Source organism: Nitrospirillum amazonense (assembly GCF_007828045.1).
Lineage (GTDB): Bacteria > Pseudomonadota > Alphaproteobacteria > Azospirillales > Azospirillaceae > Nitrospirillum > Nitrospirillum amazonense_C.
The window spans coordinates 319,241-335,690 of record NZ_VITN01000002.1 but is presented as its reverse complement, the minus strand read 5'-3'; the positions used below and the strand labels follow the sequence as shown (position 1 = coordinate 335,690).

Here is a 16,450-nt window from a genome sequence, read left to right as displayed (position 1 = left end):
CAGCCCTAACCCGGGAGGAAAACCATGTCATCCGTTCACACCCTGTACGGCGTCGCCATCACCGACGCCATCGCCAAGGGCGACCTGGCGGAACTGAAGAAATTGGCCGCCGAGGCCGAGGCGCATGTGCAGCAGTACGGGGACGTCCCCACCTTGCTGACGCACCTGAAGCTGGAGATCGCCAAGGCCGAGGCGCGCAAGCCCTGAACATGACCCGGCCAGCCGGCGCCCCCGGGGTGCCGGCCGCTTTCCCGCCTATTTCCCAAGGAACCCGCCCCATGGACACCAGCGCGTCCGCCCCGCCGCCCGCCGTTAGGCAAGAGGCGCCCGTCCGCTTCCGCCGGATGGAGGACCACCACAACCTGGTGCCGGTGCATGTGGTGTGGGAGATCACGCTGGCCTGCAACCTGAAGTGCCAGCATTGCGGTTCCCGCGCTGGCCGGCCGCGTGCCGATGAGCTGACGACGGCGGAGGCGCTGGACCTGGTGGACCAGCTGGCGGCGTTGGGCACGCGGGAAATGACCCTGATCGGCGGCGAAGCCTACCTGCGCCGCGACTGGATCGACATCGTGCGCCGCTGCCGCGACCACGGCATGCGCACCGCCATCCAGACCGGCGCCCGCAACCTGACCGACGCCCGCCTGGACCAGGCGGTGGCGGCCGGCCTGCAGGGGCTGGGCGTCTCCATCGACGGCCTGCCGGACCTGCACGACCGGGTGCGCGGCGTTCCCGGCTCCTACGACCAGGCCATCGGCGCGTTGCGCCGGGCCAAGGCGCGCGGGCTGGATGTCTCGGTCAACACCCAGATCGGGCCGGAGACGCCGGCCCATCTGCCCGTGTTGATGGACCGCATCATCGCCGCCGGCGCCACCCATTGGCAGATCCAGTTGACCGTGGCCATGGGCAACGCCGTCGACAACCCCAACCTGCTGCTGCAGCCCTATCAGCTGATCGACGTCATGCCCCTGCTGGCCCGCCTGTACCAGGAGGGGGTGGAGCGGGGCCTGCTGATGATCGTGGGCAACAACATCGGCTATTTCGGCCCGTATGAGCGGATGTGGCGCGGCTATGGTGACGAGAGCATGCACTGGACCGGCTGCGCCGCGGGCCAGACCACCATCGGCATCGAGGCCGATGGCACCATTAAGGGCTGCCCCTCGCTGGCCACCTCGCTCTATTCCGCCGGCCATGTCCGCGACATGACGGTGGAGGACATCTGGCGCCATACCGAGCGCATCAGCTTCGGCCGCCTGCGTTCGGTGGATGAGATGTGGGGCTATTGCCGTACCTGCTATTACGCCGACGCCTGCCGCGCCGGCTGCACCTGGACCTCGGAATCGCTGTTGGGCCGGCGGGGCAACAACCCCTACTGCCATCACCGCGTGCTGGATCTGGCCAAGCACGGCCTGCGCGAGCGGGTGGTGAAGGTGAAGGAGGCGCCGCCGGAAAGCTTCGCCATCGGTGAATTCGCCCTGATCACGGAGGCCATTCCCGGCGTGGCGGATGCGCCGTCCCTGCCGCCGCGCGACCCGGCCCAGGTGCACATCCATCCCCGCGAACGCGCGGCCGGCGGCGGCACCACGCCACCGAAGCTGGAGGTTTGCCGGGGCTGCGACCAGTACATCTGGCCGCACGAGGAAACCTGCCCCCACTGCGGCTCAGACGTGGCGGCGGAAGCCGCCCGCCACGCGGAGGACACCGCCCGCCGCCGCGCCCTGATCGAACAGGCCAAGCGCTTCCTGGCGGGGATGCGGCAGGAGGCGCCGGCGGCGGAGTAGGCGGGCTTAAACCCCCGCCTGCAGGCCCTTCACGAACTCCGACAGGCCCACTTGGCGGCGGCGCACCAGGCGCTCGGCGGTCAGGATGGCGTGGGCCTTGGCGACGGAGCTGTCCACGTCGTTGTTGATGATGACGTAGTCGTACTCGGCCCAGTGGCTCATCTCGTTGGCCGCCTTGCTCATGCGCTTGGCGATCTCCGCCTGGCTGTCCTGGGCGCGGCTGGTCAGGCGGCGTTCCAGTTCGCGGGCGGACGGCGGCAGGATGAAGATGCTGACCAGGTCGTCGCGGGCCTTTTCCTTCAGCTGCTGCGTGCCCTGCCAGTCGATGTCGAACAGCACGTCGCGGCCGCTGGCCAGCGCCTGCTCCACCGGCTCGCGCGGGGTGCCGTAGTAGTTGTCGAAGACCTTGGCGTATTCCAGCAGCTTGCCCTGGTTCACCATCAGGTCGAACTCGGTGAGGCTGGTGAAGTGATAGTCCACGCCCGCCACCTCGCCCGGCCGCTTGGCGCGGGTGGTGGCGGAGACCGACATGGTCAGCTCCTGGTCCTGCTCCAGCAGGCGGCGGGCGATGGTGGTCTTGCCGGCGCCGGAGGGCGAGGACAGCACCAGCATCAGGCCGCGGCGGTGCATGTAGGGGGGCAGGGCGGGGGACGGGGTGTCGGCGGTCATCTGGGGCGTGCTCATTCGATATTCTGGACCTGTTCGCGGAACTGCTCGATCGTGGCCTTCAGCGACAGGCCGATGCGGGTCAGTTCCACGTCGGCGGACTTGGAACAGAGGGTGTTGGCCTCGCGGTTGAACTCCTGGCAGAGGAAGTCCAGGCGGCGGCCCACGGCGGCCCCCTCGGCCAGCATGTCGCGGGCCTGGGCGATGTGGGCGCGCAGCCGGTCCAGCTCCTCCCGCACGTCGGCCTTGGCGATCAGCAGGGCGGCCTCCTGGGCCAGGCGCTCTTCCGGCAGGGCCGGCACCGCCTCCAGCAGGGCCTGCACCTGGGTCTTCAGCTTGTCGCGCAGGGCGGCGGGCTGCAGGGTGGCGGTGTTGGCGGCGGCCTCGGTCAGGGTGGCGATCTCATCCAGGTGGCCGGTCAGGACCGCGTGCAGTCGGGCACCCTCGGCGGCGCGGGCGGCGGCCAGGGCCAGGATGGCCTGGGTCACGGTCTTACCGATGGCGGCCTCCAGCTCGGCCCTGTCCTCCGGCTGCTCCGTCTCCTCGCCCGTGTCGATCACGCCGCGCACGGACAGCAGGGCGTCGAGGTGGGGCGGGGCGGCGCCGGCCCCCTCGATCTCCCGCGCCAGCTCCAGCACCTGGGCCAGCAACTCCCGATTCAGGCGCAGCGGCGCGGTGGTGGCGGTGCGGTTGACGGTCAGGTTCAGGGTGACGTTCCCGCGACGGATCAGCCGGTTCACCTCCGCGCGGGCCAGGGCCTCGATGGCATCGAAGCCGGAGGGCTGGCGGGTGCGCAGGTCCAGCGCGCGGCCGTTGACGCTTTTCACCTCGACGATCCACGAGGTGGCGCCGGCGGCCCCTTCCGCGCGGGCGAAGCCGGTCATGCTGGCGAGGGGGGAGGTCTTGCTCAAAGGGCGGGTCCCCAAGGAAAGGAGGAGGGCGACAGGGACGCAACCTCCGCCGCGCTGCCGGCTGGACCGGCGGCGAGACATGCTGCATCGTCTTGAGGCTAGGGTTATAGCCCGTGGCGGCGGCGACAAACAAGCAAGGCCCGGGGGTGGGCCCGTTGCGGTAAGTGCGTGGCCCCATTGACGACGCGGGCTTCACCATGGGGATGACAGAGGGGGACGGGCGGTGCAGTCGCCGAACAGCATTCTGATCACCGGCGCGTCCAGCGGCATAGGCGAGGCCTTGGCCCTGGCCTATGCGACGGGGGGCCGCCAGCTGTGGCTGACCGGCCGCGATTCGGCGCGGCTGGAGGCGGTGGCCGGGGCCGCGCGCGCCAAGGGCGCCCGGGTGACGGCGGCGGCGCTGGACGTGCTGGACCGCCAGGCCCTGGCCGACTGGATCATCGCCGCCGACAACGGCGTGCCCATCGACCTCGCCATCGCCAACGCCGGCATCTCCGGCGGCACCGGGGGCGGGGATGCCGCCACCTCGGGCGAGACGGAGGAGCAGGCCCGCCGCATCCTGGCCGTGAACATCGAGGGCGTGCTGAACACCATCCATCCGCTGATCCCGCGCATGGTGACGCGCAAGCGGGGGCAGCTGGCGCTGATGTCCTCGCTGGCCGCCTTTCGCGGCATGCCGGGGGCGCCCGCCTACTGCGCCTCCAAGGCGGCGGTGCGGTCCTATGGCGAGGGGCTACGCGGCGAGCTGATGGGCAAGGGGGTGCAGGTCAACGTCATCTGCCCCGGCTTCGTGCGCAGCCGCATGACGGCGGTGAACAGCTTCCCCATGCCCTTTCTCATGGACGCGGAGAAGGCCGCGCGCATCGTGGTGGCGGGGCTCGCCGCCAACCGGGCGCGCATCGCCTTCCCTTGGCCCACCTATGCCGTGTCGTGGCTGTTGGGCGTCCTGCCCCCGGGGCTGACCGACGCCCTGCTGGCCCAGGCGCCGCGCAAAGCCTAGATGCGCAGCGCGGCCACCGCTTCCGCCAGGCGGTCCAGTTCCGCTTCCGTGGTCAGATAGCTGAGGGAGGCACGGGCGATTTCCGTCAGGCCGCGCGCCGTCATGTCCAGTGGGGTGTAGGGCACACCGTTGGCGCCCAGGGTCAGTCCCTGGTCCGCCAGCCGGGCGCGCACGGCCGAGCCCGCCAACCCCTCCACCGTGAAGGACACCAGGCCGCTGCGGGTTTCGGGATCGCCGATGTCGCGCACGGTGACGCCGGGAAGGGCATCCAGGCGCGCGCGCAGGCCCTGGGCCAGGTGATGGATGCGGGCGCGGATGTGGTCGATGCCCAGTGCCAGGGCTTGCTCCAAGGCGTTGCCCAGGCCCAGCAGCAGGGCCACCGAGGCCTCCGACGATTCCAGCCGGCGGGCGTCGTCGCGGGGCGACACCGGGCCGTGATCGGCCCCCAAATGATCGGCCCAGGGCGAGGATTGCACGTCCAGCCAGGCGGGCGTCACCTTGTCCAGGAACTCGCGGCGGACATAAAGCAGGGCGGTCCCGCGCGGGCCGCGCAGATGCTTGCGCCCCGGCGCCTTCAGCATGTCGCAGCCCAGCGCCTTCACATCCACCGGGATCTGGCCCACCACCTGGGCGGCGTCGATGACATAGGGGATGCCGGCGGCCCGCGCCACCCGGCCCACCGCCGCCGCGTCATTGACCAGGCCGCCGTTGGCCGCCCCCCAGGTCAGGCTGACCAGGCGCACACGGTCGTCGATCAGGCCGGCCAGGGCATCGGCGTCCACCCGGCCGTCCTCCAGGCTGGGAATCACCTCCACCCCGGCGCCGGCGCGGGCGGCCTTGTCGCGCAGGGTGGTCAGGTTGCCGCCCCATTCCTGGCGGGCCACCAGAACGCGGTCACCGGGGCGCAAGGGCGGCAGGCTGGCGATGGCGGTGCCCCAGGCGGCGGATCCGCCGGTGGCGAAGGCGATTTCTTCCGGTGTGGCGTTCAGCACGGTGGCCGCCGCCGTGCGCGCCCGGGCCACGCCGTCCGCCGCCATCACCGCCGCCTCCATGGGGCCGACGCGGGCCTCCAGCTCCAAGTGGGCGGTGATGGCCGTCAGCGTCTGGCGCGAGGACAGGCTGGCGCCGGCGTGGTTGAAGTGCACGCACGGGCCCGCGCAGCCGGGTGTGTCGGCGCGCAGCGTTGCGATCAGGGCGTCGGTCAGGAGGGGCATGGGGTCACTCCGCCAATTCGATGATGGCTTCGACCTCCACCGCCGCGCCACGCGGCAGGGCGGCGGCGCCGACGGCGGATCGGGCGTGGCGCCCGGCCTCGCCGAATACCGCCACCATCAGGTCCGACGCGCCGTTGGCCACCAGCGGCTGCTGGGTGAAGTCCGGCGCGCTGGCGACGAAGACGGTCAGCTTGGCCACCTGGCGCACCTTGGCCAGATCGTCGCCCACCGCCTTGGCGACGTGGGCGATGACGTTCAGGGCCGCGGCCTGGGCCGCCCGCACGCCATCCTCCACCGTCACCTGGTCCCCCAGCCGTCCCTGGGCGCCCGCCGGGTCGATCTGCCCCGCCACGAACAGCAAGGGGCCCACCCGGGTGGTGGAGACATAGTTGGCGGCGGGGCTGGAGGGCTGCGGCAGGGTCAGGCCCAGGGACTGGACCTTCCCGGCGATGGAGAGGGGCATGGCGGCGGCATTTCCTTGACTGCGGAATCAATAATGTGGCGCCAGGATGCCCGGCGCCGACGCTCCCGGCCAATTCAAAGGTGCACGGGGGAGTGATCGATCTGGCTCATGGGTCGGTCGCAGGCTACAGTGTGGTCCATGCGCCTGTCTCCCATCCTGCCGCCCCTGCCGGCCCTGCGCGCCTTCGAGGCGGCCGGCCGGCTGCTCAGCTTTCGCCAGGCGGGGGAGGAGTTGCTGATCACCCAGAGCGCCGTCAGCCACCACATCCGCCAGCTGGAGGACAGCCTGGGCGTGGCCCTGTTCCTCCGCCACGCCCGGGGCGTGACCTTGACGGAGGCGGGGGACCGGTATTTGGCGGCGGTGCGCCAAGCCTTCGGCCTGATCGCGGAGGCCACGCGCGACGTGCGGGCCCACGCCACGCGCCAGACGCTGCGGGTCAGCATGGTTCCGTCCTTCGCCGCCAATTGGCTGGTGCCGCGCCTGGACCGCTTTGCCGCCACCCACCCGGACATCGACTTGGTCCTGGACCCCACGCTGCGCAAGGTGGACGTGCCGAATGGCGAGGCCGACATCGGCATCCGCTATGGCGCGGGGCCGGAGTCCGGTGACGGCTTGGCGGGCCGGTTGCTGCACATGGACCGCCTGGCACCCGTGGCCGCACCCACCCTTCTGCGGCGAGGGCCACCGCTCCGGGCGCCGGGTGACATCCTCGCCCATCCGCTGCTGTTCACCATCCGCCCGTTGGAGTGGCGGGTGTGGGCGCAGGCGGCGGGCGTGGATTTGCAGGCGGCCCGCACGGTGCAACTGACCGACTACAACATCGTGCTGCACGCGGCGGCGGAGGGACAGGGCGTCGCCATGGGCCGGGCGCTGCTGGTGCAGGACCGCTTGCGGGCTGGCACGCTGGTGTCGCTGTTCCCGGAGGTGGTGGTGGAGACGCCCCAGGTGGCCCACTGGCTGGTCTGGGCGGCGGCCCGGGCGCCGACGCCGGCCATGGCGGCGTTCATCGACTGGATCACGGCGGCGGTGGCCGATGGCGCCCCGGCCGCCTCCGGCGGCATGCTTGATGTCGGGGGAAGCGGTCTCTAGACTGCAAACATAAGTCGTAGTCGACCTGCGGCGATCTTGGAGTGCGCTGTCCACTGCCTGGGCGTCTTGGGGTTGGGTTGGGGGACAGGCTCCTTGGCATCGGATGCAGGTGTTGGACCGGATCGTGACGCGGGCGCGCGCGGTGGCTTGGCCAAGCTGCGCACGCTGGAACTCGGCCGTTTCCTTGCCGCGACCATCATCGTCCTGACCCACCTCATCCCCTGGGTGAACAAGTTGGCGGCCCCTGGCACCGATCCGCTCCTGGGCGGATGGGGGTCTCCCGGGGCGTTCGGGGTGACCTATTTCTTCGTGCTATCCGGCTTTGTCATGATGACGGCCCATCACCGGGATTGGGGCGATGCCGCCGCCGTGCCGCGCTTCTGGTGGCGGCGGCTGTGCCGCATCTATCCCACCTACTGGCTGGCGCTGCTGATCCCGGTTTATTACCTGCACAGCACCCTGGCGCCGGGATCGCTGCCGCAGATGTATCTGCTCTCGCCCTGGCACGATAAGGACCTCATTCCCGCCGCCTGGTCGCTGCGGCATGAGCTGGTATTCTATTTCTTCTTCGGCTTGGCGCTGATGCCGCGCGTCGGCCGCCCCATCCTGGCCCTTTGGATTGGCGCCACCCTCTGGCGTTGGGTGCCGTGGCCGGCGCTGGACATGCTGCGCCTGCCGCATCCCATCTGGCTCAATCACGTGGTGGAAACCTATTTGGGCGAGCGGCTTTTCAGTTATTTCAATTTTTATTTCATCGCGGGACTGGCTGCCGGCTGGATCTTCCTTAAGCATCGCCCGGGTCTCCGGGCCAGCCTGGCCCTGGTGGCGCTGGGCGTGGTGACCATCCTGGCGACGTTGCCGGAGATCGATTGGGGCAAGGGCTACGGGACGCCGGCCATGATGATGCGGATGTCCGTCCTGTTCGCCGTCACGCTGCTGGGCCTGGCGGCGCTGGAACGTCATGGCATGCTGCGATTGGGCCGTTTCGCCGATCGGGCGGGCGCCTTGTCCTATCCCCTCTATATTCTTCACATGCCGGTGCTGCTGGCGCTGGAATTGAACCTGCCGCCATTCACCGTGGGCGGGTGGGCCCTGCACGGGCTGTTCCTTGCCGGCCTCTTGCTGTTCTACGCCGCTGCCCTGCTGGTCAGCGTCACGTTCGACCAGCCGACGCAGCGCGCGTTGCGTGCCCTCGGGCGGTATCTAGGGAGACTGGTGGCGCGGCCGACGGCCGATTCCCTTTCCAGGGAGGCGGCGGCGCCGCAGCCCCCCAGCTTCTGACGCGCCGTGCCTCAGTCCCGCGTATAGCCCCACACCGCTGCCGGCGGAATGTTGGAGACGGCCCAGCCCAGGCGCTTGCCCGACAGGTGCAGGGCCTGGCGGCGCAGGGGGGAGCGCAGGGAATAGGTGAAGGACAGGAATTGCCGGCCCTTGGGCATGACGGCATAGGCCTCGTCCATGATCAGGCGTTGCGCGTCCGCCGGGATCAGGATCATGGGGATGCCGCAGACGATGGTTCCAACCTTGCCCACCCATTGCGGCGGCAGCAGGCTGCGCACGTCCTTCACGTCGCCCAGCAGCACGGTGACGCCGGGGAACTTGGCCGTCATGTAGGCGTGCAGTTCCTTGTCCCGCTCGATGACGAACAGGCGCGAGGCGGGAATGCCCGAGTCCAGCAGGGCCTTGGTGATGGCGCCGGTGCCGCCGCCATACTCCACGACGATCTCGTCCGCCTCGCGCCGCACATGGCGGGCCATCAGGCGGCCCAGCGACGGCGCCGACGGGGTGATGGAGGCGATGGAGACGGGGTTGGCGGCCCAGCGGCGGAAAAACAGCCAGGCGGGATTCTCATTGGCCGGGCTCTGCGCCCGGGGGGAATGGCCATGCGGATGGCAGCTCTTGGCGGAACCCCGGGCGGCGAACTTCTTGCCGTTCAAGGTCGTCTCGGCGCGGTCGGTCGGCATGGCTCAGGCGTTCCTCAGCATCGGCATTCCAGCGGCGGTGCGCCCAAACCGGGGCGTCAAGGCTCTGTTCAGGTCGGTACTCAGGGGCATCAGGCCCCCGAAACGGTCGCGTGCACGGAACATAGGGGCAGAGATGGCACGCACCGCCCCGATTTGCAATGACGGGTGTGTTACACCCCCGTTTCCGTTACGCAATTTCGGATTAGACTTTAGGAGCGGGGTGCGGCAGTGGGGCGCAGGGCACGGGCGCCGGGGCGGAATCGGGTGTTGGCTCATGCCCCCGCCGCCATCGCTTCCTCCAGCTGTTCCGACAGGGTCAGCCAAGCCTCCTCGGCGGCGTCCAGGTCCTTCTGCACCTGGCCCAGCTCGATCTGCAGCTTGGTCACGGCCTCCTTCGGGCCTTGGTACAGGGCGGGGTCGGCCAGCTTCTCGTCCAGCTTGGCCTTCTTGGCGCCCAGCTGCCCCATGCGCTTTTCCGCGTCCTCCACCTTGCGGCGCAGGGGGGCCAGCTGCTGCCGCAGCTCGGCGGCGGCCCGCCGCTCTTCCTTGCGGTCGCGGCCGGCGGCGGGGGTGACATCGCGTGAGGCGCTGTCGCTGCGCCGCTGGTCCAGCAGCCAGGCGCGGTATTCGTCCAGGTCGCCGTCATAGGGCTTGCACGTGCCGTCGGCCACCAGCCACAGCCGGTCGGCCGTCAGCTCCACCAGGTGGGGGTCGTGGCTGATGAGGATGACGGCGCCTTGGTAGCCGTTGATGGCCTCCACCAACGCCTCGCGACTGTCGATGTCCAGGTGGTTGGTCGGCTCGTCCAGCAGCAGGATGCCCGGCGCCTCCCGACTCATCAGTGCGAACAGCAGGCGCGCCTTCTCCCCGCCCGACAGGTCGCGGATCAGGGTGTCGGCCTTCACCTGGGGGAAGCCGAAGCGGCCCAGGTGGTTGCGCACCTGCTGCTCCGTGGCGCCCTTCATGGCGGCCTGGGTCTGCTGCACCGGTGTCCAGGCCAGGTTCAGCTCCTCCGCCTGGTGCTGGGCGAAATAGCCGACCTTGAGCTTGGAGGAGCGTCGGACCTCGCCGCCCATAGGCGCCAGCCGCCCGGCCAGCATCTTCACCAGCGTGGACTTGCCGTTGCCGTTGGCGCCCAGCAGCGCGATGCGGTCCTCGGGATCAATGCGCAGGTTCAGGTTGCGCAGGATGGCCTTGTCGCCGTAGCCGACGACGGCGGCGTCCATGTTGATCAGGGGTGGGGACAGCGCCTCGGGCGAGGGGAAGTCGAACCGCGTGCGGTGTTCCTCCAGCACGGTGATGGCCGGGCCCAGCTTCTCCAGCGCCTTCAGGCGGCTTTGCGCCTGCTTGGCCTTGGTGGCCTTGGCGCGGAAGCGGTCCACGAAGTCCTGCATGTGTTTGCGCTGGGCTTCCTGCTTGGCCGACTGGGCCTTCAGGTTTTCCAGCTTGGCGGCGCGCACGGTGACGAACTGGTCATAGCCGCCGCTGTAGGCGGTCAGCTTCTGCTGATCCAGGTGGATGGTCGTGGTCGGGACCTTGTTCAACAGCTCCCGGTCATGGCTGATCAGCAGGATGGTGTGCGGGTAGTTCTTGAGATAGCTCTCCAGCCACACCGTGGCTTCCAGGTCCAGATGGTTGGTCGGCTCGTCCAGCAGCAGCAGGTCGGGCTGGGTGAACAGCACGCCGGCCAGCGCCACACGCATGCGCCAGCCGCCGGAGAAGTCGGCGCACGGCCGCTGCTGTGCCGCGGCGTCGAAGCCCAGGCCGGACAGGATCTGCGCCGCCCGCGCCTCCGCCGAATGGGCGCCGATGTCGGCCAGCCGGGTGTGCACCTCCGCGATGCGGGTGGGATCGGTGGCGGTCTCGGCCTCCGCCAGCAGGGCTGTGCGTTCCGTGTCCGCCGCCATGACCGTGTCCAGCAGGCTGGTGGCGCCGGCCGGCACCTCCTGCCGCACCATGCCCATGCGCACGCCGCCGGGCAGGGTGATCTCCCCGCCGTCGGGGTGCAACTCGCCCGCGATCAGCTTGAACAGGGTGGACTTGCCCGTGCCGTTGCGCCCCACCAGCGCCACCTTGTGGCCCTTGGGCACGACGACGGAGGCCTGGTCCAGAAGGGTGCGGCCGGCGATGCGGTAGGTCAGGTCTGTGATGGTCAGCATGGCGGCCCTCATACCATGGGTGGCCGCTTCTTGCGATGGTCGAGGGGGCGAAACTGCACATCGCTCAGGTCATGGGTCTGATCGGCGTGCATCGACCACGGGGGGCATCCCCGGCCGCTCGCACCTGCCCCTTTGCACATGCCCCCCTTGCCCGCCTGGCGCATGAAGCTTGGGTTACGCCTGTTGCGGCCCCGCGTGTGCCCGTATATAACGCCGCCACTTTAGAGATTCCCTACCCAATCCCAGGAGATCCGGCCATGGCCGTCGAACAGACCTTCTCGATCATTAAGCCCGACGCCACCCGTCGCAACCTGACCGGCAAGATCAACGCCAAGTTCGAGGAAGCCGGCCTGCGCATCGTCGCGCAGAAGCGCATCCAGATGACCAAGCAGCAGGCCGAGAAGTTCTACGAGGTGCACGCCGCCCGCCCGTTCTACGGCGAGCTGGTGTCCTTCATGATCTCCGGCCCGGTGGTCGTGCAGGTTCTGGAAGGTGAAAATGCCGTGGCCCGCAACCGCGAGATCATGGGCGCCACCAACCCGGCCAACGCCGACGCCGGCACCATCCGCAAGGAATTCGCGGAATCGATCGAAGCCAACTCCGTCCACGGCTCCGATAGCCTGGAGAACGCGAAGATCGAGATCGCCTACTTCTTCGCCGGCACCGAGATCGTCGGCTGATCGCCGGCGTCACGGATGACGATTTAAGGGAAGCGGCCTTGGGGGATGCCTCGGGGCCGCTTTTCTTTTGGCCGCGTCGCCAGCCCCTTGGGCGTCATGGCGGTGGCAACCATGGGTTTAGGGGATTGGAAGCGGTGAGATTTTGCCATTAAATTAGGCGGTGGCAGGCGCTGGCGCGGTTTCGCGCACTTTTCTGGCGCACGGTCAAAAAAATCCTGACCAAATGGTCAAATTCATGTCACTCTCCATTCCATAAATTACGGGCTATAGAATATGGGTCCGCCTGGCCGACAGGGGCCGGGCGCCTACTGGGAGAGTGGCTTTGGCACAGCGTCGCGACGGCTTCGACATCCATCCCTCCATCCCCTTCGCGGCCCCCGACGGCCGTGGGGCCGGCCTGGGCCCGGGCGGCGGCGTTCCCAACAACATGGACGCCTTTTGGATGCCGTTCACGGCCAACCGGCAGTTCAAGAAGGCGCCCCGCCTGTTCGTGGGCGCCAAGGACATGCACTACACCACCGACGACGGGCGCCAGGTGCTGGACGGCACCGCCGGCCTGTGGTGCGTGAACGCCGGTCACTGCCGGCCCGAGATCGTCCGGGCGGTGCAGGCCCAGGTGGCGGCCATGGACTACGCCCCCGCCTTCCAGATGGGCCATCCCGGCGCCTTCGAGCTGGCGGCGCAGCTGGCGGCCCTGCTGCCCACCGGCATGGACAAGGTGTTCTTCACCAATTCCGGTTCCGAATCCGTGGACACGGCGCTGAAGGTGGCGCTGGCCTACCACCGCGCCCGGGGAGAGGGGACGCGCACCCGCTTCATCGGGCGCGAGCGCGGCTACCACGGCGTGGGTTTCGGCGGCATCTCCGTCGGCGGCATCGTCACCAACCGCAAGTTCTTCGGGCCCATGCTGGCCGGCGTCGACCATCTGCCGCACACCCATGACAAGGCGCACCAGGCCTTCACCAAGGGCCAGCCGGAATGGGGCGCGCACCTGGCGGACGAGCTGGGGCGCATCGTCACTCTGCACGACGCCTCCACCATCGCCGCCGTGATCGTGGAGCCGGTGGCGGGGTCCACCGGCGTGCTGCTGCCGCCCAAGGGCTACCTGGAAAAGCTGCGTGCCATCTGCGACCGCCATGGCATCCTGCTGATCTTCGATGAGGTCATCACCGGCTTCGGCCGCCTGGGCGCGCCCTTCGCCACCGACTATTTCGGCGTGGTGCCGGACATCATCACGGCGGCCAAGGGCCTGACCAACGCCACGGTTCCCATGGGGGCGGTGTTCTTCAAGAACGAGATTTACGACGCCTTCATGACCGGGCCGGAGAACGCCATCGAGCTGTTCCACGGCTACACCTATTCCGGCCACCCCTTGGCCACCGCCGCCGGCCTGGCCACCCTGAAGATCTACAAGGAAGAGGGGCTACTGACCCGGGGCGCCGAGTTGGCCAGCTATTGGCAGGAGGCGGCGCACAGCCTGCGCGGCCTGCCCCATGTCATCGACGTGCGCAACCTGGGCCTGATCGCCGGCATCGAGCTGGAGCCCATCCAGGGCAAGCCCACGGCCCGCGCCTTCGACGCCTTCCTGAGGGCCTTCGAGAAGGGGCTGCTGATCCGCACCACCGGCGACATCATCGCCCTGTCGCCGCCGCTGATCATCGAAAAGAGCCATATCGACCAACTCTTCGGCACGCTGGCCGAGGTGCTGCGCGAATTGCCGTGAGGATTGGCGATCCAAGGCGCATGAGTGCTTGGCAGAAAATAAAGATCGAAAAATAAAACGAACAAAGGCATACGCCTGCGACACGCGTACCTCTGAACAGGACCGCCGGAAACGCACGACCGTTCCGGCGGTGGCCCAGTAAAGGGCGGGAAAGGACGGGAGCAGTAGATGAGTGGCGTAAACGGGGCCGCCCACAGTAACCAGCTCAGCCTGGATCGGGACTTGGTGTCCCCCTTCACCGCCTTGCAGGCCATGGCGGAGAGCAGCCGGTGCCTATATTGCTATGAGGCGGCGTGTGTCACGGCCTGCCCCACCGCCATCGACATTCCGGGCTTCATCCGCAAGATCGGCACCGGCAACGTGAAGGGGGCCGCCCGCACCATCCTGGACGCCAACATCATGGGCGGCACCTGCGCCCGCGCCTGCCCGACGGAGGTGCTGTGCGAACAGGCCTGCGTGCGCAACAAGGCGGAGGCGGAGCCGGTGCTGATCGGCGGGCTGCAACGCTATGCCACCGACGTGCTGTTCAAGGCGGGGGTACAGCCCTTCACCCGGCAGGCGCCGACCGGCAAGCATGTCGCGGTGGTCGGCGGCGGCCCCGCCGGCCTCGCCTGCGCCCACCGGCTGGCCCTGCTGGGGCACGAGGTCGCGGTGTACGAAGCCCGCGCCAAGGCCGGCGGCCTGAACGAATATGGCCTGGCCGCCTACAAGATGGTCGACGACTTCGCCCAGCGCGAGTTGGACTTCATCCTGTCCCTGGGCGGCATCACGGTGAAGACGGGCGTGGCACTGGGCCGCGACGTCACGCTGGCCCAACTGCGCCAGGATTTCGACGCCGTATTCCTGGGGATCGGCCTTGCCGGTATCAACACCCTGGGCGTGGCCGGCGAGGATTTGGCCGGCGTGGCCGACGCGGTGGACGTCATCGCCGCGCTGCGTCAGCGGGCCGCCCCGCCGGTGAGCCTGACAGGTCGCCGTGTGGTGGTCATCGGTGGCGGCAACACAGCGGTGGACGCCGCCATCCAGTCGCTGTGCGCCGGGGCGGCGGAGGTCACCATGGCTTATCGCCGGGGCATGGCCGAGATGGGCGCCACGGGGCATGAGCAGGATCTTGCCCGCACCCAGGGTGTGGTCCTGCGCACCTGGCTGGCGCCGCGGGAGATCCTGGGGGGCGGCGGCGCCGTCAGCGGCATCGTGTTGGAACGCATGGCGATGAACGCCGGCCGCTTGGTTGGTACCGGCGAGACGGTGACCATCCCCTGCGACGTGGTGCTGAAGGCCGTGGGACAGAAGCTGGCGCCCGGCGGGCTGGACGGCTTGGCCCTGGCCGGCGGCCGCATCCAGGTGGACGAGACCCTGGCCACCAGCCTGCCCGGCGTCTATGCCGGCGGCGATTGCATCAAAAGCGGCGAGGATCTGACCGTGCAGTCCGTGGCGGACGGCAAGGCGGCGGCCTTCGCCATCGACGCTTACCTCAAGGCTTGAGCAGGGGAGGGACGACCCATGGCCGATCTTCGCGGCACCATCGCCGGCATCAAATCGCCCAACCCGTTCTGGCTGGCCTCCGCCCCGCCCACGGACAAGGAATACAACATCGTTCGGGCCTTCAAGGCCGGCTGGGGCGGCGTGGTGTGGAAGACCCTGGGCGAGGACCCGCCCGTGGTCAACGTCAGCAGCCGCTATGGCGCCCTGCTGGACAGCAACCGCGCCATGATCGGCTTCAACAACATCGAGCTGATCACCGATCGCCCGCTGGAGGTCAACTTGCGGGAGATCGCGGCGGTCAAGAAGGCGTGGCCCGACCGCGCCGTCGTCGTCTCCCTCATGGCGGTGATGACGGAGGAGGCATGGGCCGGCCTGGCCCGGCGGATCGAGCCCACCGGGGCGGACGGGTTGGAGCTGAACTTCGGCTGCCCCCACGGCATGTGCGAGCGCGGCATGGGTTCCGCCATCGGCCAGGTGCCGGAGATGGTGGAGCAGGTGACCCGCTGGGTGAAGAACGCCACCCGCCTGCCGGTGATCGTGAAGCTGACCCCCAACATCACCAATGTGCTGTGGTCGGCGGAAGCGGCCAAGCGCGGTGGCGCCGACGCCGTGTCGCTGATCAACACCGTCAACTCCATCGCCTCCATCGACCTGGACGCCATGGCGCCCACCCCCACCGTGGGCGGCAAGGGCACGCATGGCGGCTATTGCGGCCCGGCGGTGAAGCCCATCGCGCTGAACATGGTGGCGGAGATCGCGCGCAACCCGGACACGCGGGGCCTGCCCATCTCCGGCATCGGCGGCATCGGCACCTGGCGCGACGCGGCGGAGTTCCTGGCCTTGGGCTGCGGCTCCGTCCAGGTCTGCACCGCCGCCATGACCTATGGCTTCCGCATCGTCGAGGACATGATCGACGGCCTGTCGGCCTGGATGGATGAGAAGGGCTATCGCAGCCTGGCCGATTTCCAGGGCCGCGCCGTGCCCAATGTCGTCAACTGGAACGACCTGAACATGAACTTCGTCACCAAGGCGAAGATCGACAAGGATCTGTGCATCGATTGCGGCCGCTGCCATATCGCCTGCGAGGATACCTCGCACCAGGCCATCCGCATCCTGTCCGGCGACGGGAAACGCCTGTTCGAGGTGGTGGATGAGGAGTGCGTGGGCTGCAACCTGTGCGCCCATGTCTGCCCGGTGCCGGATTGCATCACCATGCATGAGCAGGACACGGGCCGGCCCTATCTGACCTGGCCGGAGCATCCGCAGAACCCCGCCCGCATCCAGCCGCCGAAAGCCGCCGAATAAGGGAGCGTATGAG

General features: G+C 69.1%; 15 protein-coding genes. 9 read left to right on the top strand and 6 right to left on the bottom strand.

All coding sequences use genetic code 11. The features are described from left to right. The first annotated feature begins 24 nt into the window (after positions 1 to 24). Both FBZ89_RS03970 and FBZ89_RS03965 read left to right on the top strand, forming a co-directional pair. Positions 25 to 207, top strand: coding sequence for a DUF1843 domain-containing protein (locus tag FBZ89_RS03970; RefSeq protein ID WP_040847175.1), 183 nt, complete (start codon positions 25 to 27; stop codon positions 205 to 207). Between the two features lie 71 nt (positions 208 to 278). Beyond that, positions 279 to 1,778, top strand: a complete 1,500-nt coding sequence (locus tag FBZ89_RS03965; RefSeq protein WP_145748727.1) for a GDL motif peptide-associated radical SAM/SPASM maturase — start codon at positions 279 to 281, stop codon at positions 1,776 to 1,778. Between the two features lie 6 nt (positions 1,779 to 1,784). Here FBZ89_RS03965 and gmk read toward each other — a convergent pair whose 3' ends face one another. Further along, positions 1,785 to 2,447 (bottom strand): guanylate kinase, encoded by a 663-nt coding sequence (gene gmk, locus FBZ89_RS03960; protein ID WP_342780575.1) that lies wholly within the window; start codon positions 2,445 to 2,447, stop codon positions 1,785 to 1,787. Between the two features lie 11 nt (positions 2,448 to 2,458). Then, positions 2,459 to 3,328 carry a YicC/YloC family endoribonuclease gene (locus tag FBZ89_RS03955; protein ID WP_145748980.1) on the bottom strand — a complete coding sequence of 290 codons (870 nt, stop codon included), beginning with the start codon at positions 3,326 to 3,328 and terminating at the stop codon, positions 2,459 to 2,461. Between the two features lie 250 nt (positions 3,329 to 3,578). Between FBZ89_RS03955 and FBZ89_RS03950 the strand changes: the two genes are divergently transcribed. Further along, positions 3,579 to 4,355 carry an SDR family NAD(P)-dependent oxidoreductase gene (locus FBZ89_RS03950; protein ID WP_145748725.1) on the top strand — a complete coding sequence of 259 codons (777 nt, stop codon included), beginning with the start codon at positions 3,579 to 3,581 and terminating at the stop codon, positions 4,353 to 4,355. Here the strand turns inward: FBZ89_RS03950 and FBZ89_RS03945 are convergent. Both FBZ89_RS03945 and FBZ89_RS03940 read right to left on the bottom strand, forming a co-directional pair. Further along, a complete protein-coding gene (locus FBZ89_RS03945; RefSeq protein ID WP_145748724.1) occupies positions 4,352 to 5,569 on the bottom strand; it encodes an aminotransferase class V-fold PLP-dependent enzyme in 1,218 nt (405 codons plus the stop codon). The genes FBZ89_RS03950 and FBZ89_RS03945 overlap by 4 nt on opposite strands. A 4-nt stretch (positions 5,570 to 5,573) precedes the next feature. Next, positions 5,574 to 6,032, bottom strand: a complete 459-nt coding sequence (locus FBZ89_RS03940) for a RidA family protein (protein ID WP_145748723.1) — start codon at positions 6,030 to 6,032, stop codon at positions 5,574 to 5,576. 138 nt (positions 6,033 to 6,170) lie between these two features. On the opposite strand from FBZ89_RS03940, the gene gcvA reads away from it, so the two are divergent. Continuing rightward, a complete protein-coding gene (gcvA, locus tag FBZ89_RS03935; protein ID WP_145748722.1) occupies positions 6,171 to 7,121 on the top strand; it encodes a transcriptional regulator GcvA in 951 nt (316 codons plus the stop codon). A gap of 93 nt (positions 7,122 to 7,214) precedes the next feature. After that, positions 7,215 to 8,402, top strand: coding sequence for an acyltransferase family protein (locus FBZ89_RS03930; protein ID WP_186457185.1), 1,188 nt, complete (start codon positions 7,215 to 7,217; stop codon positions 8,400 to 8,402). An 11-nt stretch (positions 8,403 to 8,413) separates the two neighbouring features. Here the strand turns inward: FBZ89_RS03930 and FBZ89_RS03925 are convergent, their stop codons facing one another. Together FBZ89_RS03925 and FBZ89_RS03920 are read right to left on the bottom strand one after the other, a co-directional pair. Further along, complete coding sequence (locus FBZ89_RS03925) at positions 8,414 to 9,085, bottom strand: class I SAM-dependent methyltransferase (protein ID WP_246172023.1); 672 nt, start codon at positions 9,083 to 9,085, stop codon at positions 8,414 to 8,416. Between the two features lie 272 nt (positions 9,086 to 9,357). Continuing rightward, complete coding sequence (locus tag FBZ89_RS03920) at positions 9,358 to 11,244, bottom strand: ABC-F family ATP-binding cassette domain-containing protein (RefSeq protein ID WP_145748720.1); 1,887 nt, start codon at positions 11,242 to 11,244, stop codon at positions 9,358 to 9,360. A 257-nt stretch (positions 11,245 to 11,501) separates the two neighbouring features. Here FBZ89_RS03920 and ndk point away from each other — a divergent pair, with 257 nt between their 5' ends. The 4 genes from ndk (at position 11,502) to preA (ending at position 16,437) form a co-directional block, all read left to right on the top strand. Next, positions 11,502 to 11,924, top strand: a complete 423-nt coding sequence (ndk, locus tag FBZ89_RS03915; protein WP_145748719.1) for a nucleoside-diphosphate kinase — start codon at positions 11,502 to 11,504, stop codon at positions 11,922 to 11,924. 427 nt (positions 11,925 to 12,351) lie between these two features. Continuing rightward, entirely contained in the window at positions 12,352 to 13,647 is a 1,296-nt protein-coding gene (gene aptA / locus FBZ89_RS03910) for an omega-aminotransferase AptA (RefSeq protein WP_145748978.1), read from the top strand. Between the two features lie 168 nt (positions 13,648 to 13,815). Beyond that, positions 13,816 to 15,132 carry an NAD(P)-dependent oxidoreductase gene (locus FBZ89_RS03905; protein WP_145748718.1) on the top strand — a complete coding sequence of 439 codons (1,317 nt, stop codon included), beginning with the start codon at positions 13,816 to 13,818 and terminating at the stop codon, positions 15,130 to 15,132. Positions 15,133 to 15,150: 18 nt separating this feature from the next. Then, complete coding sequence (gene preA, locus FBZ89_RS03900; protein ID WP_145748717.1) at positions 15,151 to 16,437, top strand: NAD-dependent dihydropyrimidine dehydrogenase subunit PreA; 1,287 nt, start codon at positions 15,151 to 15,153, stop codon at positions 16,435 to 16,437. Positions 16,438 to 16,450 lie beyond the last annotated feature (13 nt).